Here is a 25,129-nt window from a genome sequence, read left to right on the forward strand (position 1 = left end):
CCGGTCCGGCGCGTCCAAGCGGTTTTTCTGCGCCTCTCCCGGGGCTTCGGTCCGGATCAGGCCAGCGTGACCCCGGCGGCGCGCATCTGGTCGCGCATCCGCGCCAGAGAGCCGTCCAGATCGATGGCGCGGCAGGCCTCCTGCCGGACCGTCACGGCAAAGCCCAGCCGTGCCGCATCCAGCGCCGAAAACGCCACGCAGAAATCCAGCGCCAGCCCCGCCATGGTCAGCCGGGTGACGCCCCGGCTGCGCAGATAGCCGTCGAGCCCGGTCGGCGTGACATGATCGTTCTCGAAAAACGCCGAATAGCTGTCGATGGCGGGGTTGCTGCCCTTGCGGATCACCAGATCGGCGCGGGAGGTGTCCAGCCCCGGGTGAAACTCCGCGCCCGGGCTGCCGGTCACGCAATGGTCGGGCCACAGCACCTGCAGACCATAGGGCATGGTGACCTGCGCAAAGGCGGGCTGCCCCGGGTGGCTGGACGCAAAGGAGGAATGTCCCGCCGGGTGCCAGTCCTGCGTCAGCACCACGGTGCCCGCCCCCGCCATCAGCGCGTTGACGGGCGCCACCACCGCATCCCCCTCCGGCACGGCCAGCGCGCCGCCGGGACAGAAATCCAGCTGCACATCGATCACGAGCAGGGCATGGGACATGGCGCGGCCTCCTTTGCCCCAAGGCGTAGGCAGCTGCGGCGCCTGCGTCAATGGGTCGGGCAGCACCTGCCCTGCGGCGGTTCAGCCGATTGCGGGGGCGCGCCGGACGCGCTATTTCGGCCCCATGTTTACGGTCTGCGCGCTCTATCACTTCACCCGCTTCGACGAGCCCGGCGCGCTGCGCGGGCCGCTTCTGGATCTGTGCCGCGCCGAGGCCATCACCGGCACGCTGCTGCTGGCGGGCGAGGGTCTTAATGGCACCATCGCCGGGCCTGCCGCTGGCATCGACCGGGTGCTCGGCCATCTGCGGGCGCTGCCGGGCTGCGCCGATCTGGAGTGCAAGCTGTCCACCGCCAGCACGCGCCCCTTTGCGCGGATGAAGGTTCGGCTCAAGCGCGAGATCGTCACCATGGGCCAGCCCGGCGTCGATCCCCGGGCCAAGGTGGGGCATTATGTGGAACCCGCCGCGTGGAACGATCTGATCCGCGCCCCGGACGTGGTAGTGATCGACACGCGCAACGATTACGAAGTGGCGATCGGCAGCTTCGAAGGTGCCGTCGATCCCGCCACCCGCAGCTTCCGCGAGTTTCCCGCATGGTGGGAGCAGAACAAGGCGCGGTTCCACAACAAGCGCATCGCGATGTTCTGCACCGGCGGCATCCGCTGCGAAAAATCCACCAACTGGCTGCTGGGTCAGGGGGTTGAGGAAGTGTATCACCTCAAGGGCGGCATCCTGAAATATCTGGAGGAGGTTCCGGAGGCCGAAAGCGCGTGGCAGGGCGCCTGTTTCGTCTTCGACGGGCGGGTGTCGGTGGAACATGGGCTGCGCGAGGGTCCGCATGAGCTGTGTCATGCCTGCCGCCGTCCGATCCTGCCCGAAGACCGCGCGCGCCCGGAATTCGAGGAAGGCGTGTCCTGCCACCAATGCCGCGACGAGACCACGGACGAGGACAAGGGCCGCTTCCGCGAGCGCCAGAAACAGATCGCGCTGGCCCGCGCGCGCGGCGACCGCCATCTTCACGCCGATCTGCCGGACGAATACGGCCCGGCCTGAGCCCTGCCCGGGCGGCACCCTGATCTGCCGCGACTGCGCCCCAACCCCCATCAGAAATAGCTCCGGACCAGCGCGCCCGACACCAGCGCCCAGCCATCAGCCAGCACGAAGAAGGCCAGCTTGAACGGCAGGGAGACGATGGCGGGCGGCACCATCATCATGCCCATGGACATGAGCACCGCCGCGACCACCAGATCGATGATGAGAAACGGCAGAAAGATCAGAAATCCCACCTGAAAAGCCCGCGAGATTTCGGAAAGCATGAAGCTGGGGATCAGCACGGACAGCGGTGCCTCGGGCGCCAACCCGCTGCCGCGCGTGTCCGGGCGCAGATCCGCCATCGCGGCAAAGGTCTCCGGATCGGCACGGCTCGCCATGAAGCCGCGGAACGGCACCAGCGCGCGCTCTGCCGCCTCCGCCAGGTCGATCCGCTCTTCAAGCAGGGGCTGGATGCCCTCCGCCCATGCGGCAGTAAAGGTCGGCTCCATGATGAAATAGGTCAGAAACAGCGCGAGGCTGACGATCAGCATGTTCGGAGGCGATTGCTGCAGCCCGATCGCCTGCCGCAGGATCGCCAGCACCGTGACGAGAAACGGAAAACAGGTCACCATGATGGCGATGCCCGGCGCGAGGCTCAGCAAGGTGATCAGCGCGATCAGCTGCAGGCTGGTGGCCGTGACGGATCCCCCCTGCCCCAGATCAACCGAAATCTGCTGCGCTCCTGCCAATTGCGGCAGAACCAGCAGAAGCGCCCCAAGAACCAGCCCCGGCAGACGCGCCATCGTCAGGCCGGGCTTTTCAAATCGACCACTTCGGTCAACCGCACCGCAAGCTGGCCATTTTCACCGCCCTCCACCACTTCCAGCGCACCGATTCCGATCAGCCGGTCACCCACATAAAGCTCCACCGGATCTTCCAGACGCTTGTCCAGCGTCAGCACCGAGCCTTCGCCCAGCTTCAGCAGATCCCGCACCAGCGGGCGGGCTCGGCCGACCGAGACGGTGATCTCGATCGGGACAGAGGTGAAAGGCGTGGCCGTCCCGGCGCCGTCCCTGATATCATCCATGAGCGATCTTCCTCCGGTTTTCCTGCGCAAATCCATGAACTGCCTGCGCGATGTCCTGTGCCAGCCCGCTAAGATCCACCTGCCGCTCGATCTCCGCGAAGCGGATGTCGGCCTGACCTTCCGCGAGAGATGGATCCTCCTGAATCTGCAGCGGAAAGCCGAAATCCCGATCGAGCAGCGGCATGACGCTGGCGGCGCTGCCGGGGGCGACGGAAATGACCACGTCCAGCGTGCCGATCTCGGCGGCCATGCGCTGCAGATGCTCGATCACGTGCAGCCCCAGAGATTCCGCCAGCACCTTCGGCATCAGGGCACTGACAATCTCTTCCAGAAGCGGCGACATGCCGTTCATCACCTGCCGGTAGGCTTCGTGATAGGTGAAGGACAGATCCTGAAGATTTTGCGCAAAATCGCTGGAGATCCGGCTCTGATCCTCGGTCTGGGCCTTGATCGCGTCATCCCAGCCCGCGCGATACCCCGTCTCGAAGGCCTCCAGCTTGGTGGTTTCCAGTTCCGCCACGCTGGCCTTGGCCAAAACCGGCTCCTGATCCCGGCGCGGGGCGCCAAAATCTTCGAGAAAGGCGCGGATCCGGGTCATTTCGCCTCCTCCGTCTCGTCAAGCCAGCTGCGCAGGATTTCCACCGTTTCAGATTTGCGCTGTTCGATCAGGCTGCGCAGGCGGTCCACCGGGTCTTCGACCGTGGGCGCGTCAAAATCGATCATGCCCATCCCGCCAAAGTCGCCGCCGCCGCCAAGCGAGTTCATCGGCATGAAGCCGTCATCCGGGTCGATTTCGCCGGTCAGCGCCGATCCTCCGCTGGCGCCGGGCAGGGCCAGCGCCTGTCCCTGTGCGGCAAGGGCCGGTCCCGCCGGAGCGGCAAGGATAGGCCGAACCACGAAGAGGCCGAGAATCAGCGCCACCACCGCGAGAATGGCCATCTGGATCAGCGACATGGGATCCAGCGACAGCGCCAGCCAGTCCTGCTCCACCGGGCCGGTGCCCAGACCTTCAGGCCGCTCGAAGGGCAGCGAGCGCAGCGTGATCTCGTCGCCCCGCGCTTCCTCGAATCCCACGGCAGAGGCCACGAGGTCGCGCAGCGCGGTAATCTGCTCTTCCGGCATCGGCACGAACTGCGGCACGCCGTCCGCCCCTTCGGTATAGGTGCCGTTGACCAGCACCGCGACGCTCAGCCGCTTGATCGCGCCGGGCAGCCGCGTCACCTCCCGCATGGTTTCCGAAATCTCGTAATTCACGCGCTCGCGGGTTTCGGCACTGTTGCTGTTGGAGCTCTGCTCGCCCCCCGCCTCGCCATCCGGCAGATTCGAGGCAACACTGACCCCGCCCCCGCCCGAATCCTGCGCGGTGCTGCTCTGTTCCTCGGTATCGGTCGAGATCACGACGCGCCCCTCCGGATCGAAGCGGCGTTCCCGGATCGATTCGCTTTCGGTGACCGTGTCGACGCTGACCTCGACCACGGCGTTGCCAAGCCCCACGCGCGCCTCCACCAGACGCTGCACCCGGTCCCGCAGCGCCGCCGCCCGGTCCTCCGCCGACAGCCCGATGCCGGGGTCGTCCTCGGCCCCCACCAGCCCGGACCGCCCGTCAATCACCGCCACATGCTCGGCCAGAAGCCCCGGCACGGCGGAGGCGACCAGATGCCGGAGCGCGCGCGCCTGCACCGGGGACAGCCCCTGCCCAGTGGTTGTGACCGAGACCGAGGCCGAAGGCGTCACGTCGCGCTGGAAGGGGTTGGCGGTCGAATTGGCGATATGCACCCGCGCGCTGGCAATGTCTGGGCTCGCGACGATGGTCCGCGCAAGCTCGCCCTCCTTCGCGCGCCAATAGGCCGCGTCGAACATCTGGGAGGTGGTGCCGAAGCCCGACAGCCCGTCCAGCAGCTCATAGCCCTGCACGCTGTTGGGCGGCAGTCCCTCGCTTGCCAGCGTCATGCGCAGGGCGTCGCGCTGCGCCATAGGCACCAGAATCGCCCCGCCGCGCACCTCATAAGGAACGCCGCGCTGTTCCAGCGCCGCCACCACATCCCCAGCCGCGTCGTTTTCAAGACCCGCGTAAAGCAGCGTCATCTCCGGCGCGGAGGCGAGGCGCGCCATGCCGAGCACGGCCAGAATCGTGACGATCGTGGCCCCCAGCACCACCATCCGGCGGCGCGCGCCCAACGTGTTCCAGACTGTCGCGAGTTGCAGCAAGGTCGTTCTCCGTTCCGGTGTTCCGTGCGGTGACCTCATCTTTGGACCATCAGACTTAACAATCGGTTAGTCCCTGCCGGGTATAACGGCCCCATCTGAGAACGAGGTTTGGCAATGACTGACGCCACAGCCGACGCCGCGGGCGCCGATGAGCCACCAAAGAAAAAACCGTCGAAACTGCCCCTGATCGCCGGGCTTGTGCTGGCGATTCTGGGCGGCGGCGGCGGGTTCTATGCCGCATGGTCCGGGCTGCTGCCCATCGGGGGCGGCAGCGACTCCGCGCATCCGGAGGAGGCCGAGCACGCGGTGGAAGGACATGGCCCCGCCGCCACGGTGGCCTTCCTCGAACTGCCGCAACTGATCGCCTCGCTCGGTCCCGGTTCCGCGATGCAGCATCTGCGCTTCCGGGCCAGTCTAGAGGTGGATCAGGCACATCTGCCGGAGGTGACGCTGCTGCAGCCGCGCATTCTGGACGTGCTCAACACCTATCTGCGCGCGCTGGAACCGCAGGATGTCGAAGCGCAGGGCGCGCTGATCCAGCTGCGCTCGCAGATGCTGCGGCGCATCCAGCTGGTGACCGGGGAGGATCGCGTGCGCGACCTGCTGGTGACCGAATTTGTCCTGAACTGAAGAGGTTGGAATGGATCTTATCGCCGATATCCTGCTTGCCGCAGGCGCTCTGGGCGCCGGATTCTACTGTTTCGTGCTGTCGCGCCGCCTGACACGCTTCACCGATCTGGAGCAGGGCGTGGGCGGCGCCGTCGCCGTTCTGTCGGCACAGGTGGATGACCTGACCCGGACGCTGGCCGCCGCGCAGGCTGCCGCAGGCACCAAATCGGCGGCACTGGCCGAAGCCACGCAGCGCGCCGAAGACGTGGCCCGAAGGCTGGAGCTCATGCTCGCCGCCATGCATGATCTGCCCGCCGCGGATCCGGCGCCTCCGCCCGTGGCCGATCCGGTGTTCTTCCGCCATCCGCGCGGGGCGGCCTGATGCGCTGGCGGGTGCCGGGGAAAAGCCGGGGCCGCACCCGGGGCGTGCTGGCGGTGATCGGCGGGCTGATGGTCGCCTCTGCACTTGTGCGGCTCGGCGCCGGCACGGCGGAGGCGCTGGAAGAGATGGCACCCGGCACGGAGACCACCACCGCCGCTTCCGGCCAGACGGTCGGTGACTGCGTGAATGACGAGGGGCTGACCCCGGTGCTGGAAGCGCTGCAGACGCGCGAAGACCGGCTGGCGCAGCGGGAGGCTGACCTGCGCACAAGGCTGCAGGCGCTTTCCGTCGCGGAGACCGAGATCGACCGCAAGATGGCCGCCCTGCAGACGGCGGAGGAGCGGCTGCGCGCCACGCTGACCATGGCGCAGACCGCTGCGGATGATGACGTGGCGCAGCTGACGCAGGTCTATGCGGCGATGAAGCCAAAGCAGGCCGCCGCGCTCTTCGAGGAAATGGATCCCGACTTTGCCGCAGGCTTTCTGGGACGGATGCGCCCGGACGCCGCCTCAGCCATCCTTGCCGGGCTGACCCCCCAGAAAGCCTATACCATCAGCGTCATCCTCGCCGGGCGCAACGCCGATGCGCCCAGAGAGTAAGCGCGGCCTGGGTCACCCGGCGGGCGAAACCCGCGCAGCAAAGGCCTCGATCTGGGCGGCGGGCAGCGCGCCCGCCTGCCGCGCCGCCTCCTTGCCCCCGGCAAAGGCGATCATCGTGGGAATGCCCCGGATGCCGAACCCCGCAGAGACCTGCGGGTGGTCTTCGGTGTTCAGCTTCACCAGCCGCGCCCGCCCGCGCAGCCCCGCCGCAGCCTTGGAAAACTCCGGCGCCATCATCCGGCAGGGGCCGCACCACGGCGCCCAGAAATCCACCACCAGCGGCAGATCGTCGGTGCGGATGGCCTTCTGCAGCGTGACCGGGTCGATGTCCCGGGCCTTGCCCTCCAGCAGCGCGGCGCCGCAGACGCCGCATTTTGGCCCGGATGCAAGCCGGGTTTCGGGCAGCCGATTGGTCTGACCGCAGTCCAGACACACAAGTTTGACCATGATGCCTCTCCAGACATATCTTTCCGGACATATATGTGACCCTAACGCCATCGCGACAACACCTTGGGCAATTGCCCCATTGCTTTCGCGACAGGCAGACCGACAATGACACAGCTTTAAAAGACGAAACGAGCCAGACCATGATCACCCGACGCCGATTTGTTGCCACGGCCACCGCCGGGGCGGCGCTTGCTGCCGCCGCTCCCGCCCATGCTTTCGAGGTGGAGAAGCGCTATCGTCCGCAGCAGGTGCGCATGCGCAGCGACCTTCAGCCCGGCCAGATTCTGATCCTGCCGCGGGCCCATTTCCTGTATTACGTGACCGGCCCCGGCGAGGCGCTGCGCTATGGCGTCGGCGTCGGCAAGGCCGGGCTGGAATTCACCGGTGATGCGATCATCCAGGTGAAAAAGGAATGGCCCACATGGCGCCCCACCATGGAGATGATCGAGCGCGAGCCAGACACCTATGGCCGGTTCAAGGACAATGACTATGTCCAGCCCGGCGGTCCCGGCAACCCGCTGGGGGCCCGCGCGCTGTATCTGTTCCAGAACGGGCGCGACACGTTCTACCGCATCCACGGCACCACGGCGCCCGAATCGATTGGCCGCTCCGTGTCGAACGGCTGCATCCGCATGCTCAACGACCATGTGATCGACCTGTATGAACGGGTGCCCGTGGGCACTCCGGTGACCGTGCTGTGATCCTTGCGGGGCAGAGATGGGCGGTGAACCGCCCGTCGCGCCCCGGAGCACAGCCCTTTTGCCGGATCGTCCCCGCATTTTAACGCTTCGTTAACTGGCCGAAATCATACCAGAACGGCGCCACAATCAGGCCAGAATGGGACTCTAGCGGTAAAGGTGCACAGTCAGACATGGCACAGGCAGGGCACGCGATGGGCACTTTGACATTTCTCGTCGGCAGCACGCTGGGCTTTTTTGCGGCGGTGGTGTCGTGGCTGTTTCTGGGAATGCCCCTGCTCAATGCCGTCGGCTTCTATCTGGCCTCCAGCCTTGTTCTGGGCGCGCTGCCGCTTCTGGGCTGCCTGCTGCGCAAGCGGCGGGAGGATGGCCTGCCGCTTGCCGCGCATCACTGACTGTCCTTACTCCTGCGCCTGCGCGATCAGCGCCTCCACCGCCGGGCCCATAGCCTCGACGATCCGGACCACGCCCTCGGCATTGGGGTGGATGTTGTCGGGCTGCATCACCGCGGACATGTCGGCGGGCATCGCGCCCTCCACCCGCAGCCCTTCGAAAAAATCCTCGAACAGCAGCGTGTCATGCGCCTGCGCCAGATCCGGATAGATGGCATCGAAGCTCTGCTTGAACTCGGTGCCATAATTGCCCGGCGCCGTCATGCCCACCAGCAGCACTGGCAGGCCGCGCGTCTCCGCCTCCTGCAGGATGCCCTCCAGATTGGCGCGCGAGGTTTCGGGCGGGATGCCGCGCAGCAGGTCATTGCCCCCCAGCGCCACGATCATCGCATCGATCTCGGGCGACAGCGACCATGCGACGCGCGACAACCCGCCCGCCGTGGTATCCCCCGACACGCCACCATTGACCAGCCGCACCTCATGACCGCGCGCCTCCAGCCAGGCGCGCATCTGCGGCACGAAGCCCTCCTGTTCGGCCAGCCCGTAACCTTGGGTCAGACTGTCGCCAAGCGCCAGAATATCCACGCCTTCCGCCTGTGCCGGAACCGTGAGGCCCAGCAGCACCAGCGCTGTCTTGCTGAGGCGCGCAAAGGCCCCATATGTCACCAAACCCCTCATGACCCGGATCTTTTCCTCCATGCCTGACCCCATCATTGCCCTAGAAGATGTGACCCTCAAGCTCAGGGGCAATGCCGGCCCGGTCGAAATCCTGCACGGGCTGACCATGCAGGTCCACAAAGGCGAGACTCTGGGCCTTGTCGGGCCGTCCGGTTCGGGCAAAAGCTCGCTGCTGATGGTGATGGGCGGGCTGGAGGCCGCGACCAGCGGTCAGGTGCGGGTGCTGGGGCAGGATCTGACCCGGATGGACGAGGACCGCATGGCCCGGTTCCGCCGCGATCACATGGGCGTGGTGTTCCAGTCCTTCAACCTGATCCCGACCATGACCGCGCTGGAAAACGTGGCGACCCCGCTGGAACTGGCGGGCGCGCCTGATGCTTTTGACCGGGCGCGCGCCGAACTCGACCGGGTGGGGCTTGCCTCGCGAAGCGATCATTACCCCGCGCAGATGTCGGGCGGCGAACAGCAGCGCGTGGCGCTGGCCCGCGCTTCGGCGCCACGTCCGCAGATCCTGCTGGCGGACGAACCGACCGGCAATCTGGACGGCAGCACCGGGCAGGCCATCATGGATCTGCTGTTCGGGCTGCGCGACGATCACGGCGCCACGCTGGTGCTGGTCACCCATTCCCGACAGCTGGCCGACCGCTGCGACCGCGTGGTGCGGCTGACCGACGGGCGCATCGACGACGCGCTGGCGAGGGCGGCGGAATGAGCCTGCGCATCGCGGCGCGGCTGGCCCGGCGCGAACTCCGGGGCGGCCTGCGCGGTTTCCGCATCTTTCTGGCCTGTCTTGCACTGGGGGTGGCGGCCATCGCTGGGGTGGGGTCGGTCCGGACCGCCATCGAACAGGGGCTGTCGGATCAGGGCGCGGTGCTGCTGGGGGGCGATGCGCAGGCGGAATTCACCTATCGCTTTGCCACGCCCGAGGAACGCGGCTGGCTGGAGGAAATCTCCACCGACCTGTCGGAGATCGCCGATTTCAGATCCATGGCCACGGTCACCCGGGAGGGCGAGACCGAACGCGGGCTGACGCAGGTCAAGGCGGTGGACGAGGCCTATCCGCTGCTCGGCCAGATGGAGCTTGACCCGCCGCAGCCGCTGTCCGAGGCGCTGGCAGGGGGCGATCTGCCCGGCGCGGTCATGGCCCCGGTGCTGGCCGACCGGCTGGGGCTGAGCCCCGGCGACAGCTTCCGGCTGGGAGAGCAGGAGTTCACCCTGTCGGCGGTCATCCTGCACGAACCGGATGATGCCGGCGACGGATTCGGGCTGGGCCCGCGCACGCTGGTGGCGACGTCGGCACCGGCGGAAAGTGGTCTGCTGGCCCCCGGATCGCTGTACGAGACGCAGTATCGCCTGCTGCTGCCGCCCGGCAGCGATCTGGACGCGCTGAAGGCCGAGGCCGAGACGCGCTACCGCGACAGCGGCGTGCGCTGGCGCGATGCCCGCAACGGCGCGCCGGGAATTTCCCGGTTCGTCGACCGGCTGGGGCGGTTTCTGGTGCTGGTGGGCCTGTCGGGCCTCGCCGTGGGCGGCATCGGCGTGTCGGCGGCGGTGCGGGCCTATCTGGCGCGCAAGACCTCCGTCATCGCCACGCTGCGCACGCTTGGCGCCTCGCGCAACACGATCTTTCTGACCTATTTCCTGCAGATCGGCGCCCTGTCGGTGCTGGGCATCGCGCTGGGGCTGCTGCTTGGCGCGGCGATCCCGCTGGTCTTTGCCCCGATCATCGCCAGCGCCCTGCCGGTGCCGGTGGTCTTTACCGTCTATCCCGGCCCGCTGCTGGAGGCGGCGCTTTATGGCCTGCTGACCGCGCTGGTCTTTACGCTCTGGCCCTTGGCCCGCACCGAAGAGGTGCGCGCCGCCACCCTGTTCCGCGATGCCATGGACAGCGCCCGCGGCCTGCCCGCGCCGCGCTACCTGATCGCCACCGCGCTGCTGCTGGCGCTGCTGGTGGGGGTGGCCGCGCTGTTTTCCGGTGATGCGCGCGTCACGCTCTGGACGGCGGGCGGGCTGCTGGCGGCGCTGGTGATCCTTGCGCTGGCGGCCTCCGGCATCCGCTGGCTGGCGCATCGCGCCGCCCCCGCCGCGCGCGGACGGCCCGCGCTCCGCTGGGCGCTGGGGGCCATCGGCGGGCCGCGCGACACCGCCGCCTCGGTGGTGCTGTCGCTGGGGCTGGGCCTGTCGGTGCTGGCCGCCATCGGCCAGATCGACGGCAACCTGCGCTCCGCCATCAGCCGCGACCTGCCCGAAGTGGCGCCGTCGTATTTCTTTGTCGACATCCAGCCAAACCAGATCGACGGCTATCTGGACCGGCTGGCACGCGATCCCGCCGTGGGCCGGGTCGACACCGCGCCCATGCTGCGCGGCGTCATCACCCGCATCAATGGCCGCCCGGCGCAGGAGGTGGCGGGCGATCACTGGGTGGTGCGTGGCGACCGGGGCATCACCTATGCCGCCACCCCCGACGACCGCACCACCGTCACGGCGGGCACATGGTGGCCCGAGGATTACAGCGGCGCGCCGCAGATCAGCTTCGCCGCCGAAGAGGCCGAGGAACTGGGCCTCAGCCTTGGTGACGAGATCACCGTCAACATCCTTGGCCGCGACATCACCGCCACCATCACCAGCTTCCGCGAGGTGGATTTCTCCACCGCCGGGATCGGCTTCGTGATGACGCTCAATCCCGCAGCGCTGGCGGGCGCGCCGCATACCTTCATTTCCACCGTCTATGCCGAGCCCGAGGCCGAGGCGCAGATCCTGCGAGATCTCGCCAATGCCTATCCCAACATCACCGCCATCCGGGTGCGCGACGCCATCGACCGTGTCAGCGAACTGCTGGAAGGCATCTCTGGCGCCGTGCGCTGGGGCGCCGCCGCCACGCTGCTGACCGGCTTTCTGGTGCTGATCGGGGCAGCGGCGGCAGGCGAAGGCGCGCGCACCTACGAGGCGGCGGTGCTGAAGACGCTGGGCGCCTCTCGCGCGCGCATCCTGCAAAGCTTCGCGCTGCGTTCGGCGCTCCTGGGGGCGGCGGCGGGCATCGTGGCGCTTGGCGCGGGGATCCTCGGGGGCTGGGCGGTCAGCGTCTTCCTGATGGAGACGTCGTTTGCGGTGGTCTGGTCCTCGGCGCTTGGCATCGTGGCGGGCGGCGTGGTGGCCACGCTGCTGGCCGGGCTCGCCTTCGCCTGGCGTCCGCTCGCCGCGCGGCCCGCGCACGTGCTGCGGGCGCGGGAATAGCGGTCTTGCGCCCGCCGCGCGGGACTGGCACTTCACACCCGACCCAAAGGCTGCCAAGGACGGACCCATGACCGACTCCCTGCCCATGCCGATTTCGGCCCCGCTGACACAGGCGCAACGCACGACCATCCTCAATCTGGTGCGCCGCGCGGCCCGGTCCGAAATCCTGCCCCGCTTCCGTGCGCTGGATCCTTCCGACATCGCGGAAAAATCGGGGCGACACGATCTGGTGACCGCCGCCGACAAGGCCGCCGAGGCGATGATCACCCGCGGCCTGATGCGGCTCTTTCCCCATGCGCTGATCATCGGCGAGGAACATGTGGCCAGCCATCCCGAGGTGCTGGACAAGGTGGCGGATGCCGAGCTGGCCTTCACCATCGACCCGGTGGACGGCACATGGAATTACGCGCAGGGCCTCGCCACCTTCGGCGTGATCCTGTCGGTGCTGCGCTTCGGCACGCCGGTCTTCGGGATGATCTACGACCCGGTGATGGATGACGTGGTGCTGGCCGGAACCGGCGGTCCAGCCGAGATGCTGCTGCCAAAACGCCGTCTGAAGCGGCGCTTGTCTGTCTCGGCGGGCGGAGCCCTGCAGGATCTCCACGGGTTCGTGCCGCTCTACAACCTGCCGCCCGAAAAGCGCGCCGAGGTTGCCGCACTCTATCCCCGGCTGGAGCGCGCGCATTCGCTGCGCTGCTCGGCGCATGAGTTCCGGCTTTTTGCCCAAGGATCGGTGGATTTTGTGCTTTCGGGGCGGCTGACCCCCTGGGATCACGCCGCAGGCGCGCTGATCGCGCGCTGCGCCGGGGGCCATGTGGCGATGCTGGACGGCTCGGAATACAACGCCGCAAAACGCGAGGGCTACCTGCTGGTCGCCGCCACACGATCCGCATGGGACGATCTGCGCGACGCCTTCTCCATGCTTCTGGATCCCGCACCCGCAGACTGAGCGTCACAAAGCCTTCGGCTTGCCTCCGGCGGGGATATTTTTACCAAGAAGAAGAGCACGGTCCGCTCTTTCTTCTTGGCTCAAATATCCCGGGGAGCGCGAGGGGCTGGCCCCTCGCTCCCGCGCTCAGGTCATTCCGCAGCCTCGGCATAGGCGCTCATCGGCGGGCAGGTGCAGACGAGGTTGCGGTCACCCCAGACATTGTCCACCCGGTTGACGGGCGGCCAGTATTTGTCGACCCGGAAGGCGCCCGGGGGGAAGCAGCCCTGTTCGCGGGAATAGGGACGGTCCCAGTCGCGCACCAGATCTTCCATCGTGTGCGGCGCGTGTTTCAGCGGGTTGTTGTCGCGGTCGGCGCGGCCTTCTTCCACCGCGCGGATTTCCTCGCGGATGGCCAGCATCGCGTCGCAGAAGCGGTCCAGTTCGGCCTTGGTCTCGGATTCCGTGGGTTCCACCATCAGCGTGCCTGCCACGGGCCAGCTCATCGTGGGCGCGTGGAAGCCGCAGTCGATCAGCCGCTTGGCCACATCCTCCACCGTCACGCCCGCACTTTTCTCGAAGGGCCGGATGTCGAGGATACATTCATGCGCCACCCGGCCTGTGGGGCCGGTGTAAAGCACGGTATAGGCGCCCTCCAGCCGCTTGGCGATGTAATTGGCGTTCAGGATCGCGACCCGCGTCGCCTGCGTCAGCCCGGGCCCGCCCATCATCAGGATATAGCCCCAGGAAATCGGCAGCAGCGAGGGCGAGCCATAAGGCGCGGCAGAGACCGGCCCCGCCCCGCCCTGCTCCAGCGGATGGGCGGGCAGATGCGGGATCAGATGCTCTTTCACCCCGATCGGCCCCATGCCCGGGCCGCCGCCGCCATGCGGAATGCAGAAGGTCTTGTGCAGGTTCAGGTGGCTGACATCACCGCCCAGATCGCCGGGCCGCGACAGGCCCACCATGGCGTTCATGTTGGCGCCGTCGATATAGACCTGCCCGCCATGCTCATGGGTGATGGCGCAGACCTCGCGCACGGTTTCCTCGAACACGCCATGGGTGGAGGGATAGGTGATCATGCAGGCCGCCAGCGCCTCGGCGTGCTTTTCCGCCTTGGCACGGAAATCGACGAGATCGATGGAGCCTTTCTCGTCGCATTTCACCGGCACCACCTTCCAGCCCACCATCTGCGCGGAGGCGGGGTTGGTGCCATGGGCATTGACCGGGATCAGGCAGACATTGCGCTGCCCCTGCCCGCGCGCCTTCTGCCATGCGGCGATGGTCAGCAGACCGGCATATTCGCCCTGCGCGCCGGAATTGGGCTGCATGGAAAACGCGTCATAGCCCGTCACCTGACACAGCTTGTCGGACAGGTCGTCGATCATCTGCGTGTAGCCCTGCGCCTGATCGGCGGGGGCGAAGGGATGCAGCCCCGCAAATTCCGGCCAGCTGACCGGCATCATCTCGGCGGCGGAGTTGAGCTTCATCGTGCAGGAGCCAAGCGGGATCATCGCCCGGTCCAGCGCCAGATCGCGGTCGGCCAGACGGCGCATGTAGCGCATCATCTCGGTTTCGGCGCGGTTCATGTGGAAGATGTCGTGCTGCAGATAGGCGGTTTCGCGCAGCAGCGCCTCGGGCAGGCGGTAATCGGGGGCAAAATCCTCGTCCTTGCGCAGCAGGCCGAAGGCGCGCCACACCGCCTCGATGGTGGCCGGGCGGGTGGCCTCGTCCAGCGTGATGCCAACCCGGGTTTCGCCGACGCGGCGCAGGTTCACGCCCTCTTTCACCGCCGCGCGCAGAACGCCTTCCTGCAGCAGGCCCACATCCACGGTCAGGGTGTCGAAGAAGGTCGCAGGTTCCACCTTGAAGCCTGCCGCCTCCAGCCCGCGGGCCAGCCGCACGGTCTTGCGGTGGATGCGCTGCGCGATGGCGCGCAGCCCGTCGGGGCCGTGGAACACCGCGTAAAAGCCCGCCATCACCGCCAGCAGCGCCTGCGCGGTGCAGACGTTCGAGGTGGCTTTTTCGCGGCGGATATGCTGTTCGCGGGTCTGCAGCGACAGGCGGTAGGCGCGGTTGCCGTGGCTGTCGATGGACACGCCGACGATCCGCCCCGGCATGGAGCGTTTATAGGCGTCCTTGGTCGCCATATAGGCGGCATGCGGGCCGCCATAGCCCAGCGGGATGCCGAAGCGCTGGGTGGAGCCGACGGCGATGTCGGCCCCCATCGCGCCCGGCTCTTTCAGCAGGCAGAGCGCCATGATGTCGGCGGCCACGATGCCGATGGCGCCCGCCTCGTGCAGCGCCGCCATGTCGGCGCTGAGATCGCGCAGATGGCCATGGGTGCCGGGATACTGGAAGATCGCGCCGAAGACGCGGCCCGAATCCAGCGTGTCGGGCGCGCCCACGATCAGCTCGATCCCCAGCGGTTCGGCGCGGGTCTTCATCACGGCGATGTTCTGCGGGTGGCAGTTTTCATCCACGAAGAAGGCCTTGGCCTTTGATCCGGCGACGCGCTGCGCCATGGTCATCGCCTCGGCGCAGGCGGTCGCCTCGTCCAGAAGCGAGGCATTGGCGATGTCGAGCCCGGTCAGGTCGCTGACCATGGTCTGGTAGTTCAGCAGCGCCTCCAGCCGGCCCTGGCTGATTTCCGGCTGATAGGGGGTATAAGCGGTATACCATGCCGGGTTTTCGAAGATGTTGCGCTGGATCGCGGGTGGCGTGACGGTCCCGTGATAGCCCATGCCGATGAGCGAGGTCAGCACCTTGTTCTTCGACGCCACCTCGCGCAGGTGGAACAGCATCTCGCGTTCCGACATGGGCTTGCCAAAGGCCAGATCCTCGTCCTGCCGGATGCCTGCGGGCACGGTGTCCGCGATCAGCGCCTCTAGGTCGCTGACGCCCAGAACCTTGAACATCTGCGCCATTTCCTTGGGCGAAGGCCCGATATGGCGGCGGTTGGCAAAATCGTAAGGCAGGTAATCGGTGGGCGTGAAGGGCATCTTGGATCCGTCCCGGATAAGCGCGGCAGGGGCACGGCTCTGCCGCACCCGGTGGCGAAGGGGGGGGAGAACGGCGGCGGGCCAGATGCCGCGCCGCCGTCGCGGCTTAGCCGATGAAGTCCTTGTATTCGGCTTCATCCATGTAATCGTCGAGGTCCGACATGTCCTCGATCTTCATCTTGAAGAACCAGGCGTCGCCCTCGGGGTCATCATTGACCTTGCCGGGGTTGTCGGCGATGGCGGTGTTGACCTCCACGATCTCGCCATCAAGCGGCGCGAGGATGTCGGACGCGGCCTTGACCGATTCGATCACCACCACCTCGTCATCCTTGCTGACCGTGGTGCCCTCTTCGGGCAGTTCCACGAACACCACGTCGCCCAGCTGTTCGGCGGCATGGCTGGTGATGCCCACCACCACAACATCGCCTTCGACGCGCAGCCATTCATGTTCTTCGGTAAATTTCATGGGTCTTCCCCGTTGTCTCAGCGTTTGTAAGTCTGTGTCACGAAGGGCATCACCACCACTTCGACCGGCAGTCGCTTGCCGCGCAACTCACCATAAACCATGGTGCCCGGTGTGGAATACGCGGCATCCACGTAACCCATGGCAATGGGTGTGCCGGTGCTGGGCCCGAACCCGCCAGAGGTGACCTGCCCCAGCGCCGCGCCGCCTTCGGCCTCGGCGTAAAGCGTCACACCTTCGCGCATCGGGGCCCGGCCCTCGGGGCGCAGGCCGACGCGGCGGCGCGATGCCCCTTCCGCAAGCTCGGTCAGAATGCGGTCGGCGCCGGGAAATCCGCCCTCCCGGGTGCCGCCTGTGCGGCGCAGCTTCTGGATGGCCCAGCCCAGCCCCGCCTCGGCGGGGGACGTGGTGCTGTCGATGTCATGGCCATAAAGGCACAGCCCCGCCTCCAGCCGCAGCGAATCGCGCGCGCCAAGGCCGATGGGCTCCACCTCCGGCGCCTCAAGCAGGGCGCGGGCCAGATCGGCTGCCGCGGCCTCGGGCACCGAAATCTCGAACCCGTCCTCGCCGGTATAGCCGGAGCGGGACATCCAGCACTCCGCCCCCAGCAGATCGACCGTTGCCACATCCATGAAGCGCATGTCGCGCACGGCGGGGTTGAGCCGGGCCAGCACGGCCTCGGCCTCGGGGCCCTGCAGCGCCAGCAGCGCGCGGTCGGTCAGCGGGCGCACGGTCACGCCCTGCGGTTCCAGCCCGGCGCGCAGCCGGGCGATGTCCGCGCCCTTGCAGGCGGCGTTGACCACAAGAAACAGATGATCGCCGCGATTGGCGATCATCAGGTCATCCTCGATGCCGCCCGCGTCATTGGTGAAAAGTGCGTAGCGCTGGCGGCCCTCTTTCAGCCCGGCCACATCCACGGGCACCAGCGTTTCCAGCGCAAGCGCCAGCTGTTCCGGGGCGGCGCCGTCAAGGATCACCTGCCCCATATGGCTTACATCGAACAGGCCCGCAGCGGCGCGGGTGTGCAGATGTTCCTTCAGCACGCCAAGGCGGTATTGCACCGGCATGTCATAGCCGGCAAAGCCCACCATCTTTGCACCCAGATCAAGGTGCAGGCCGTGCAGGGGAGTGCGGTCAAGAGTCTCCATGCGCTCCACATCCTCTGGCCCGGATGCGGCAGTCTGCCCCCCGGACATTTCCCGCGCAGGGACCATCCCCGCGCCTGAAATGCCCCCTCTGTCCGTCAGCCTGAGATCGTTATCCCTTCGGCGGGCGCCTGCGCGCCACTCTCCAGAGTTTTTGGTCCCGCGAAGGTCCTTGAGCCTGAGAGTTTCCGGGGCGGTTGCTCCTTCGGCACCGGCAAGCCGGTTCTCCCATCGCAGTGGCCAAACGCTACGACAGTTGCCGCAGCTCTGCAAGATCGGTCGGGCGGCGGAAGGCGCGGCAGGCGCCCGCGGGCGCGAGAATGTCCATCAAAGCGGCATTGTCGCAGACCAGCGCATCCAGCGTGACCGGATCCAGCGTGGCGTAAAAGGCCTGCGCGGCATCGCTCAGCGCCACCCGCAGCCGACAGGCGTCGGTCAGCGGGCAGGTGTTGTCCACATCGGCAAAACATTCCGCCAGCGGCACCGGCGCCTCCAGCAGGCGGAACACCTCGCCGATGCGGATCTGCGACGCGGGCCGCGCCAGTTCCAGACCGCCCCGGCGGCCGCGATGTGTGGCCAGAAAGCCCAGCTGCGCCAGCTGGTTGATGATCTGCGCCAGATGGTTTTCCGACGCATTGCAGCGATGGGCGATTTCCGCTTTGGTCACGAGGCGGCCCGTGTTGGCGGCGCAGTGCATCAGCACGCGGACCGCGATATTGGTTCTCTTGGTGACGCGCACGGCGGAATCCTCGCAATCGGGTTACAGGGAAATACATACAGCCTGCAGGAAACAGCGATTTGACTTGCATCAATCACAGGCCAGACAACGGCCCCGGACGGGCAGACAGGACGCAGACGGCATGAGCGAGGCTTACTTTTTCGGCTACGGATCCTTGGTGAACCGCAACACCCATGGCTATGCGCCCTGCCACACCGCCCGCGCCACCGGCTGGCGGCGGACTTGGGCGCGGATGGCGGACCGCCCGCTGGCGATCCTGACCGTGGTGCCGGATCCGGACTCCGAAATCGACGGCCTGATTGCCCCCGTGCCCCCCGAAGGCTGGGCGCTGCTCGACCTGCGCGAGGCCGCCTATCTGCGCCGCGACGCGCTGCCCTGCGTCAGCCATGCCTGTGACGGCGTGGCGCAGCTGGCGATCTATGCCGTGGATCCGGTGCTGATCCTGCCGCCCGATGCCGGGCACCCCCTGCTGCTCAGCTATCTGGATGTGGTGCTGCAGGGCTATCTGCGGGAATACGGCCCCGCCGGGGCGGAGCGGTTTCTGGACACCACCACCGGCTGGGCCACGCCGGTTCTGGATGACCGCGCGCAGCCCGTCTATCCGCGCGCCCAGACCCTGACCGCCGAGGAGCGCGCCTTCGTCGATGACGCGCTGGTCCGGCTTGGCGCAAGGATCACCGCCTGATGCTGTCGCGCCCGATCCTGATGCTGAAGCGGCTGTCGCAGAAGCTGGGCGTGCGCGTGCTGGCGGGATCCGTGCTGGCGCTGATCGCCGTGGCGGTGGCGCCGCTGTTTGACACGCTGATCCCCGACAGCTGGAAAGACCGGTTCGGCGCCGAGGCGCTGCTGCCGATCCTCAACATTCTTGCCACCTCCATGCTGACGGTGACGACCTTTTCGCTGTCGGTCATGGTCAACGCCTTTCGCGGCGCCGCCAGTCAGGCCACGCCGCGCGCCTATCGGCTGCACCTGTCGGACAGCACCACGCAGACGACGCTGGCCACCTTTACCGGGGCTTTCCTGTTCTCGCTGACGGCGCTGGTGCTGTTCCGCGCCGAATTCTTTTCCGAAGCCACCAGCGTCGTGATCTTCGGGCTGACGGTGCTGTGGATCGCGGCGATCATCCTCGCCATCCTGCGCTGGATCGACCATCTGTCCCGGCTGGGCAGCATGGACAACACGCTGGAACGGGTGCAGGCGGGCGCGATGCCGCCGCTGCGCAACCTGATGGAACGCCCGGTGCTGGGGGCGACCGCGGTGCCTGCGGGCACAACGCCTCCCGACCATGCCCGCGCCCTGCCCGCCCCCGCAGGCGGTCATGTGCAATATATCGACATGTCGCGGCTGGAAGAATGTCTGGACAAGGCGCAGGCGGTGCTGCTGATCACCGCCACCCCCGGCACGCATCTGATCGACGGCGCGACCTTGGGCTGGATTTCTGGCGGCAATGCCGATCCGGAGCAGCTGGCGGGCTGTTTCACCATCGGCGCACAGCGCACCATGGAACAGGATGCGCGTTACGGGCTGACCGTGATGAACGAGATCGGGCTGCGCGCGCTCTCCCCCGGCATCAACGATCCCGGCACCGCGATCGAGGTGGTGCGGCGGCTGACCCGGATGCTGGCCAGCCTTTCCCCCTCGCGCACGGCGGTGGCGGAGTTTCCGCATGTGCAGATGGTCACGCTGGATCCTTCCGACCTGCTGCAGGACGGGTTCGATTCGCTGATCCGCGCCGGGGCATCGCAGCCGGAACTGGTGGCCAGCGTGCTGGAGGCCATGGTGGTGCTGCGCGGGTCGGGCTGGCCTGCGCTGGCCGAAGCCGCCGCCCGCACCCGCGAGTATATGCTGGCCCATGCCGATGCCGCCCTGACGGTCGAGGCCGACCGCCACTGGCTGCAGCGCAAGGCGGCGGACTCGGCCTAGGAGGTCACGTTCCGCGCCGGGATGGTCTGCAGCAGCGGCATCACATCGGCCATTTCCGGGCCCCGGTCGAGCCCGGTCAGCGCCCGGCGCAGCGGCATGAACAGCCCCTTGCCCTTGCGCCCGGTCTGCGCCTTCACCGCCTGAGTCCATTCGCCCCATGTGTCGCGGGTGAACGGGCCCTCGGGCAGCAGCGTCATGGCTTCGGCGACGAAGGCGCGATCCTCGTCGGCGATCAGCGGCTCCGCCCCTTCGGAGAAAAGCTGCCACCAGCCTGCCAGATCCTTGCGGGTCTGGATGTTTTCGCGTGTGACGGTCCAGAACAGATCGGCCTTGTCGGCAGGAACCCCCAGCGCCGCGATCTCGTCCGCGATGGCCTCGAGCGGCAGCTGATGCAGCTTGCGGGCGGTCAGCGGATACAGATCCTGCACGTCGAACTTGGTGGGGGCGGCGCCGAACTGCGACAGCTCGAACCCGTCGGCAATCTCGTCCAGCGACAGGCGCAGCTCCACCGGCTGGTTCGACCCCAGCCGCGCCATCAGGCTCAGCAGCGCCTCGGGTTCGATCCCCGCCTCGCGCAGGTCGCGGATCGACAGCACGCCCAGCCGTTTCGACAGCGATTCGCCCTGCGGCCCGGTCAGCAGCGAGTGATGCGCAAAGCCGGGGGCGGTGCCCCCCAGCGCCTCGATGATCTGGATCTGCGTGGCGGTGTTGGTCACATGGTCGGAGCCGCGCACGATATGGGTGACCCCCATGTCCATGTCATCGACCACCGAAGCCAGCGTATAAAGGATCTGCCCGTCGCCCCGGATCAGCACCGGATCCGACACCGACGCCGCATCGATGGAAATCGGGCCAAGGATGCCATCGGTCCAGTCGATGCGCTGCTGGTCCAGCTTGAACCGCCAGACACCCGCGCCGCGTTCGGCGCGCAGCTTGTCCTTGTCCGCCTCGGACAGCGCCAGCGCGGCGCGGTCATAGACCGGCGGCTTGCCCATGTTCAGCTGCTTCTTGCGCTTCAGATCCAGCTCCACCGGCGTCTCGAACGCCTCATAGAACCGGCCCATGCCGCGCAGGTAGTCGGCGGCGGCGTGATAGCGGTCCAGCCGCGCGCTCTGCCGTTCGGTCTTGTCCCAGTGCAGGCCCAGCCATTCAAGGTCGCGCTTGATGCCGTCGACATATTCTTCCTTGCTGCGCTCGGCATCGGTGTCGTCGATGCGCAGGATGAAGGTGCCGCCGGACTTGCGCGCGATCAGGTAGTTGAACAGCGCGGTGCGGAGGTTGCCCACATGGATGTGGCCAGTGGGCGACGGAGCGAAACGGGTGGTGGTCATCAGAGCCTCCTGCAGGTGCGATGGCCATTTCACAAGCGCGGCGGTTTGTCCAGTTCGCGGGCTCTTGGCGTGGCGCGGCGGGGGTGCGATGCTGCGCCCATGACCGACATCCTGACCATCACGCTGAACCCCGCGCTGGATCTGTCCACCACCACCGACCGCGTGGTGCCGGGGCTGAAACTGCGCTGCGACCCCGTGGCCGCCGATCCCGGCGGCGGCGGCATCAATGTGGCCCGCGTCGCCGCCGAACTGGGCGGCAGCGCCCGGGCCTTTGTCGCCCTTGGCGGCCCCACCGGTGAGCGGCTTGCGGCCGCGCTGGAGGATCTGGGCCTGCCCATGGTGCGAATGCAGTCCCCCGGCGAGACGCGGGAAAGCCTTGCCGTGCATGACCGCGCCACCGGCGGGCAGTTCCGCTTCGTCATGCCCGGCCCGGACTGGACGCCAAACGACGTGGACGAGGCGCTGCGCGCCATCGCCTGCGCCGTGCCCCCCGGCGGCATCGTGGTGCTCAGCGGCAGCCAGCCCCCCGGCGTGCCGGTGGAGTTTCCCACCCGGCTCTGCGCCGCGCTGGCAGAGCGCGGCGCGCGGATCATCGTCGACACCTCCGGCCCGGTGCTGGCGCGGCTGGCGCAGGGCACCGATCCCGCCCCCGCCGTGCTGCGCATGGACAGCGCCGAGGCCGAAGAGCTTGCGGGCCGGGATCTGGTCAGCCGGGCGGACTCCGCCGGGTTTGCCGCCGAGCTTGTGGCACGTGGCGCGGCGGAGCGGGTGATCGTGGCGCGCGGCCCCGACGGGTCGGTGATGGCGGGGCCAGACGGGCTGTGGCAGGTCGACGCCGCCAATGTCACCGTGCTGTCGGCGGTGGGGGCGGGCGACAGCTTTGTCGGCGCCTTCGCCTTTGGTCTCGCCGAAGGGCGGCCCGCGCCAGAGGCGCTGGCGCTGGGTGCCGCTGCCGCCAGCGCCACCTGCACCACGCCCGGAACCCAGCTCTGCACCCGGGACATGGTGCTGGACATGCTGCCGGGCTGCGGCGCCAGCCGGATCACATCCCCCTCCGGCTAACCGGAAGGGGATATGGCGCAGGGGTCAGGCGACCGCCGCCGCCTGCGCCGCATGCAGCTGCAACCGGACCATGGTCTGGTTCAGCAGGATATAGGCGATTTCGCCAAAGGTTGCGGGTCCGGTGAAGCTGCCCGTGCTTTTCGATTCCATCTCGCCATACAGGAAGTTGAGGATGCAGTTGCAGGACAGTTCCTGCCGCCCGTCGCCCTTTGCCCTCTCGGCGAAGATGGTGGCGTAATCCCCGGGGCTGCGCGCGATCCGGTAGCTGGTGCCTGCGACCACCGGCGCATAAAACGCAACACCCTCACCGGGCGTGACCGACTGGAACGAGGCATTGACCAGCGCGCCCGCATAATTGGCCACCAGCGGCAGGCGGGTATCCAGCCCCTGCGCCGTGACCCAGTCGGCAAAATCGACCTCGGCCCCGTCGACATGCGCCATCCGGACCTTGAAGCCGCTCTCGGAGAAGGTGATCTCCTGTCCGTCCATATCCTGTTCGAACAGGTTCAGGATGTCGATATCGGCCACGCGGTCCGCACGCAGCGCGACATGCAGCACCATGGCCCCATCTTCAAAAACCAGTCCGCGGCTGCCGTCGAAGACCTTTGGCGTGACCCGCCCCAGATCATCAAGATGCACGCCGGTCACCCAGCCCATCACCGGCTGGTCGAACAGGCCGGGATATTCCGCGCCATGCAGGGCGAACTCCTCATGCGCCTTGCTGAAGGCGGGCAGCAGGATCACCGAAAGCCCGTTGTCATACCGGCCCATGGTCAGGCTGGGCAGATCCTCGCCCTGGTAATGCACCGGCCGGGCTTCCTGCGCCGCGTCGAGTTCGGTGACAAACAGGTTCTCCCTGTCGATGCGCCCGCCGGTTTCGGTCATGAAGTAGACCGAGGTGCCGCCGATCCAGCGCCCCTTCGGCAGATGCGACAGCGCCTCTTCGGATCCCGCGATCACAAGCACCGCCCCCGCGTCGATCCGGGCTGCGGCCTCTGCGGGGGTCATCATGGAATTTTTCATGCAAAAGCCTTTCAGAACAGAGCGATGTCTTTGGCGGCGAAGCTGTTTTTCTGGAAATATGCCTGCAGTTCGGCAATCTTTCCGGGCAAGTCCTGCGGCTTGGCCTTCACCTCGCGGCGAAGCCGGGTCAGCAGGATCTTGGTGGCCAGAATGCCGCCGGCAAGCTCGGTCTCGGACATGAGAACCCGCTTCCAGCAGGGGTTGGACACATCTGGAATCATCAAAATCTCCTCCTCTGCGATCGGCAGAGGCTTAAAGGCGATTCCCTAATATCTCGCAAAACGCAGATTTGATGGCCTCGGGCGCTGCGGGCTCTGGTCCTGTCACGCAACCGCGATAGGTTCGCCGCAGGGTGGCGCAGACCGCCCGCCGCTTCAGAGAGGATACCCATGTTCCAGAACCACAAGATCACCCGCCGCACCGCCCTGTCCGGGGCTGCCGCGCTGCCCTTTGGCGCCACGTTGGCCGCCAGCGCCGGTTCCGCGCAGGCGCAGGCCGCCGCACAGGGCGCGCAGGTGCCGCGGGTCTACCGCGTCACGCTTGGCGAGTTCGAGGTCACCGCGATGATGGCGGGCACCCGCACCGTGCCCGATCCGCATGGCACCTTCGGCCTGAATGTCAGCGACGAGGAATTTGCCGAAGTGTCGGAGGCGGCACATCTGCCCACCGACAAGGCGCAGTTCTTCTTCACGCCGACGCTGGTCAATACCGGATCGGATCTGGTGCTGTTCGACACCGGGCTCGATCCCGCCGGCATCACCGCCGCGGTGGAAGCGGCGGGCTATGCGCCCGGCGATGTCACGCAGGTGGTGCTGACCCATATGCATGGCGACCATATCGGCGGGCTCTCGGATGGCAGCGCCCTGACCTTCCCCAATGCCGCGCTGGTGACCGGGCAGGCGGAATACGACCACTGGGCGGGCACGGAGAACGAAGGCTTTGTCGGCAAGGTGAAACCCTTTGCCGAGCAGTTCAGCTTTCTGGAGGACGAGGGCAGCGTGACCTCGGGGATCACCGCCGTGGCGGCGCCGGGGCATACGCCGGGCCATATGGGCTTCCGGCTGGAAAGCGGCGGGCAGCAGATGATGCTGATCGCGGATCTGGCCAACCATTACGTGTGGTCGCTGGCGCATCCCGACTGGGAGGTGCGGTTCGACATGGACAAGGCGCAGGCCGCCGCGTCGCGGCGCCGGGTGCTGGACATGCTGGCGACGGAGCAGATGCCCTTCATCGGCTATCACATGCCCTTCCCGGCTCTGGGCTATGTGGAAACGGCGGGCAACGGCTTTCACTACGTGCCCCACAGCTACCAGCTGCTGATGGACTGACCCCGGAGCCGGAGACGCGCTGCGGGCCTGACCCGCGGCGCGGCAGGGTGGGGGTTTGCGCCGCAAGCCCATCCGGCCTGACAGGGGAGGTATGGCGCCGCGCCGAAGGCGCGTCGCCGGGCGGGGGGGGGGGGGGGGGGGGGGGGGGGGGGGGGGGGGGGGGGG

Annotated in this window: 27 protein-coding genes and 1 riboswitch; of the genes, 13 read left to right on the forward strand and 14 right to left on the reverse strand. The window is 67.5% G+C overall.

The annotated features are described in order from the left end of the window. Positions 1–56: 56 nt before the first annotated feature. Positions 57–653 (reverse strand): bifunctional nicotinamidase/pyrazinamidase, encoded by a 597-nt coding sequence (pncA, locus tag VK682_RS01575; protein WP_230794766.1) that lies wholly within the window; start codon positions 651–653, stop codon positions 57–59. Positions 654–777: 124 nt separating this feature from the next. Between pncA and trhO the strand changes: the two genes are divergently transcribed. After that, positions 778–1,707 carry an oxygen-dependent tRNA uridine(34) hydroxylase TrhO gene (gene trhO / locus VK682_RS01580; RefSeq protein ID WP_230794767.1) on the forward strand — a complete coding sequence of 310 codons (930 nt, stop codon included), beginning with the start codon at positions 778–780 and terminating at the stop codon, positions 1,705–1,707. Between the two features lie 50 nt (positions 1,708–1,757). Here trhO and fliP read toward each other — a convergent pair whose 3' ends face one another. The 4 genes from fliP to fliF are packed head-to-tail and all read right to left on the reverse strand — an operon-like array spanning position 1,758 to position 5,020. Continuing rightward, positions 1,758–2,489: a flagellar type III secretion system pore protein FliP gene (fliP, locus tag VK682_RS01585; protein ID WP_230794768.1), complete on the reverse strand. Its 732-nt coding sequence runs from the start codon at positions 2,487–2,489 to the stop codon at positions 1,758–1,760. Positions 2,490–2,491: 2 nt separating this feature from the next. Continuing rightward, entirely contained in the window at positions 2,492–2,773 is a 282-nt protein-coding gene (locus tag VK682_RS01590) for a FliM/FliN family flagellar motor switch protein (protein ID WP_089842686.1), read from the reverse strand. Then, on the reverse strand, positions 2,766–3,371 hold the full coding sequence (locus VK682_RS01595; protein WP_230794769.1) for a FliH/SctL family protein: 606 nt from the start codon (positions 3,369–3,371) through the stop codon (positions 2,766–2,768). The genes VK682_RS01590 and VK682_RS01595 overlap by 8 nt, the downstream gene beginning before the upstream one ends. Next, positions 3,368–5,020, reverse strand: a complete 1,653-nt coding sequence (fliF, locus tag VK682_RS01600) for a flagellar basal-body MS-ring/collar protein FliF (protein WP_380714703.1) — start codon at positions 5,018–5,020, stop codon at positions 3,368–3,370. Before fliF ends, VK682_RS01595 begins: the two co-directional genes overlap by 4 nt. Positions 5,021–5,095: 75 nt before the next feature. On the opposite strand from fliF, the gene VK682_RS01605 reads away from it, so the two are divergent. From VK682_RS01605 to VK682_RS01615, 3 genes are read left to right on the forward strand one after another with little or no spacing between them, the layout of a single operon-like run. Continuing rightward, complete coding sequence (locus VK682_RS01605; RefSeq protein WP_230794770.1) at positions 5,096–5,611, forward strand: flagellar basal body-associated FliL family protein; 516 nt, start codon at positions 5,096–5,098, stop codon at positions 5,609–5,611. A 10-nt stretch (positions 5,612–5,621) separates the two neighbouring features. Then, a complete protein-coding gene (locus VK682_RS01610) occupies positions 5,622–5,972 on the forward strand; it encodes a hypothetical protein (RefSeq protein WP_230794771.1) in 351 nt (116 codons plus the stop codon). Further along, the gene (locus VK682_RS01615; RefSeq protein WP_230794772.1) at positions 5,972–6,571 is read left to right on the forward strand and encodes a MotE family protein; all 600 of its coding nucleotides are present in this window, start codon (positions 5,972–5,974) and stop codon (positions 6,569–6,571) included. The genes VK682_RS01610 and VK682_RS01615 overlap by 1 nt, the downstream gene beginning before the upstream one ends. A gap of 12 nt (positions 6,572–6,583) precedes the next feature. On the opposite strand, the gene trxC is transcribed toward VK682_RS01615, so the two are convergent. Then, a complete protein-coding gene (trxC, locus tag VK682_RS01620; RefSeq protein WP_131821774.1) occupies positions 6,584–7,018 on the reverse strand; it encodes a thioredoxin TrxC in 435 nt (144 codons plus the stop codon). A 140-nt stretch (positions 7,019–7,158) separates the two neighbouring features. Here trxC and VK682_RS01625 point away from each other — a divergent pair, with 140 nt between their 5' ends. Together VK682_RS01625 and VK682_RS01630 are read left to right on the forward strand one after the other, a co-directional pair. Next, positions 7,159–7,719 carry a L,D-transpeptidase gene (locus tag VK682_RS01625; RefSeq protein ID WP_230794773.1) on the forward strand — a complete coding sequence of 187 codons (561 nt, stop codon included), beginning with the start codon at positions 7,159–7,161 and terminating at the stop codon, positions 7,717–7,719. Between the two features lie 170 nt (positions 7,720–7,889). After that, positions 7,890–8,111: a hypothetical protein gene (locus tag VK682_RS01630; RefSeq protein ID WP_131821775.1), complete on the forward strand. Its 222-nt coding sequence runs from the start codon at positions 7,890–7,892 to the stop codon at positions 8,109–8,111. A 6-nt stretch (positions 8,112–8,117) separates the two neighbouring features. Here VK682_RS01630 and VK682_RS01635 read toward each other — a convergent pair whose 3' ends face one another. After that, the gene (locus VK682_RS01635; protein WP_324781337.1) at positions 8,118–8,786 is read right to left on the reverse strand and encodes an arylesterase; all 669 of its coding nucleotides are present in this window, start codon (positions 8,784–8,786) and stop codon (positions 8,118–8,120) included. Between the two features lie 19 nt (positions 8,787–8,805). Between VK682_RS01635 and VK682_RS01640 the strand changes: the two genes are divergently transcribed. The 3 genes from VK682_RS01640 (at position 8,806) to VK682_RS01650 (ending at position 12,969) form a co-directional block, all read left to right on the forward strand. Next, the gene (locus VK682_RS01640) at positions 8,806–9,498 is read left to right on the forward strand and encodes an ABC transporter ATP-binding protein (RefSeq protein ID WP_089842981.1); all 693 of its coding nucleotides are present in this window, start codon (positions 8,806–8,808) and stop codon (positions 9,496–9,498) included. Continuing rightward, positions 9,495–12,020: an ABC transporter permease gene (locus tag VK682_RS01645; protein WP_324781338.1), complete on the forward strand. Its 2,526-nt coding sequence runs from the start codon at positions 9,495–9,497 to the stop codon at positions 12,018–12,020. The genes VK682_RS01640 and VK682_RS01645 overlap by 4 nt, the downstream gene beginning before the upstream one ends. 67 nt (positions 12,021–12,087) lie before the next feature. Further along, positions 12,088–12,969 carry an inositol monophosphatase family protein gene (locus VK682_RS01650; protein WP_230794777.1) on the forward strand — a complete coding sequence of 294 codons (882 nt, stop codon included), beginning with the start codon at positions 12,088–12,090 and terminating at the stop codon, positions 12,967–12,969. Between the two features lie 131 nt (positions 12,970–13,100). Here VK682_RS01650 and gcvP read toward each other — a convergent pair whose 3' ends face one another. From gcvP to VK682_RS01670, 4 genes are all read right to left on the reverse strand, one after another. Continuing rightward, positions 13,101–15,950: an aminomethyl-transferring glycine dehydrogenase gene (gene gcvP, locus VK682_RS01655; protein WP_230794778.1), complete on the reverse strand. Its 2,850-nt coding sequence runs from the start codon at positions 15,948–15,950 to the stop codon at positions 13,101–13,103. A gap of 106 nt (positions 15,951–16,056) precedes the next feature. Beyond that, positions 16,057–16,416 carry a glycine cleavage system protein GcvH gene (gene gcvH, locus VK682_RS01660; RefSeq protein ID WP_089842731.1) on the reverse strand — a complete coding sequence of 120 codons (360 nt, stop codon included), beginning with the start codon at positions 16,414–16,416 and terminating at the stop codon, positions 16,057–16,059. A gap of 17 nt (positions 16,417–16,433) precedes the next feature. Continuing rightward, positions 16,434–17,561 carry a glycine cleavage system aminomethyltransferase GcvT gene (gcvT, locus tag VK682_RS01665; RefSeq protein ID WP_324781339.1) on the reverse strand — a complete coding sequence of 376 codons (1,128 nt, stop codon included), beginning with the start codon at positions 17,559–17,561 and terminating at the stop codon, positions 16,434–16,436. A gap of 153 nt (positions 17,562–17,714) precedes the next feature. Next, positions 17,715–17,799, reverse strand: a riboswitch (glycine riboswitch). A gap of 6 nt (positions 17,800–17,805) precedes the next feature. Then, entirely contained in the window at positions 17,806–18,297 is a 492-nt protein-coding gene (locus VK682_RS01670; RefSeq protein ID WP_089842737.1) for an RrF2 family transcriptional regulator, read from the reverse strand. 121 nt (positions 18,298–18,418) lie between these two features. Here VK682_RS01670 and VK682_RS01675 point away from each other — a divergent pair, with 121 nt between their 5' ends. Together VK682_RS01675 and VK682_RS01680 are read left to right on the forward strand one after the other, a co-directional pair. Beyond that, the gene (locus VK682_RS01675) at positions 18,419–18,982 is read left to right on the forward strand and encodes a gamma-glutamylcyclotransferase family protein (protein ID WP_324781340.1); all 564 of its coding nucleotides are present in this window, start codon (positions 18,419–18,421) and stop codon (positions 18,980–18,982) included. Beyond that, complete coding sequence (locus VK682_RS01680; protein WP_324781341.1) at positions 18,982–20,220, forward strand: DUF2254 domain-containing protein; 1,239 nt, start codon at positions 18,982–18,984, stop codon at positions 20,218–20,220. The genes VK682_RS01675 and VK682_RS01680 overlap by 1 nt, the downstream gene beginning before the upstream one ends. Here VK682_RS01680 and gltX read toward each other — a convergent pair. Further along, positions 20,217–21,551, reverse strand: coding sequence for a glutamate--tRNA ligase (gltX, locus tag VK682_RS01685; protein ID WP_324781342.1), 1,335 nt, complete (start codon positions 21,549–21,551; stop codon positions 20,217–20,219). The two genes, VK682_RS01680 and gltX, sit on opposite strands and share 4 nt — an antisense overlap. Positions 21,552–21,650: 99 nt before the next feature. Between gltX and VK682_RS01690 the strand changes: the two genes are divergently transcribed. Next, positions 21,651–22,613 (forward strand): 1-phosphofructokinase family hexose kinase, encoded by a 963-nt coding sequence (locus VK682_RS01690; protein ID WP_089842749.1) that lies wholly within the window; start codon positions 21,651–21,653, stop codon positions 22,611–22,613. A 24-nt stretch (positions 22,614–22,637) separates the two neighbouring features. On the opposite strand, the gene VK682_RS01695 is transcribed toward VK682_RS01690, so the two are convergent. Together VK682_RS01695 and VK682_RS01700 are read right to left on the reverse strand one after the other, a co-directional pair. Then, positions 22,638–23,636, reverse strand: coding sequence for a DUF6976 family protein (locus VK682_RS01695; protein ID WP_089842753.1), 999 nt, complete (start codon positions 23,634–23,636; stop codon positions 22,638–22,640). Positions 23,637–23,647: 11 nt separating this feature from the next. Beyond that, complete coding sequence (locus tag VK682_RS01700; RefSeq protein WP_230794784.1) at positions 23,648–23,815, reverse strand: hypothetical protein; 168 nt, start codon at positions 23,813–23,815, stop codon at positions 23,648–23,650. Positions 23,816–24,025: 210 nt separating this feature from the next. On the opposite strand from VK682_RS01700, the gene VK682_RS01705 reads away from it, so the two are divergent. After that, positions 24,026–24,964 carry an MBL fold metallo-hydrolase gene (locus VK682_RS01705; protein ID WP_230794785.1) on the forward strand — a complete coding sequence of 313 codons (939 nt, stop codon included), beginning with the start codon at positions 24,026–24,028 and terminating at the stop codon, positions 24,962–24,964. The last annotated feature ends 165 nt before the right edge of the window (positions 24,965–25,129 follow it).

This window comes from Salipiger marinus (assembly GCF_035481585.1).
Lineage (GTDB): Bacteria > Pseudomonadota > Alphaproteobacteria > Rhodobacterales > Rhodobacteraceae > Salipiger > Salipiger marinus.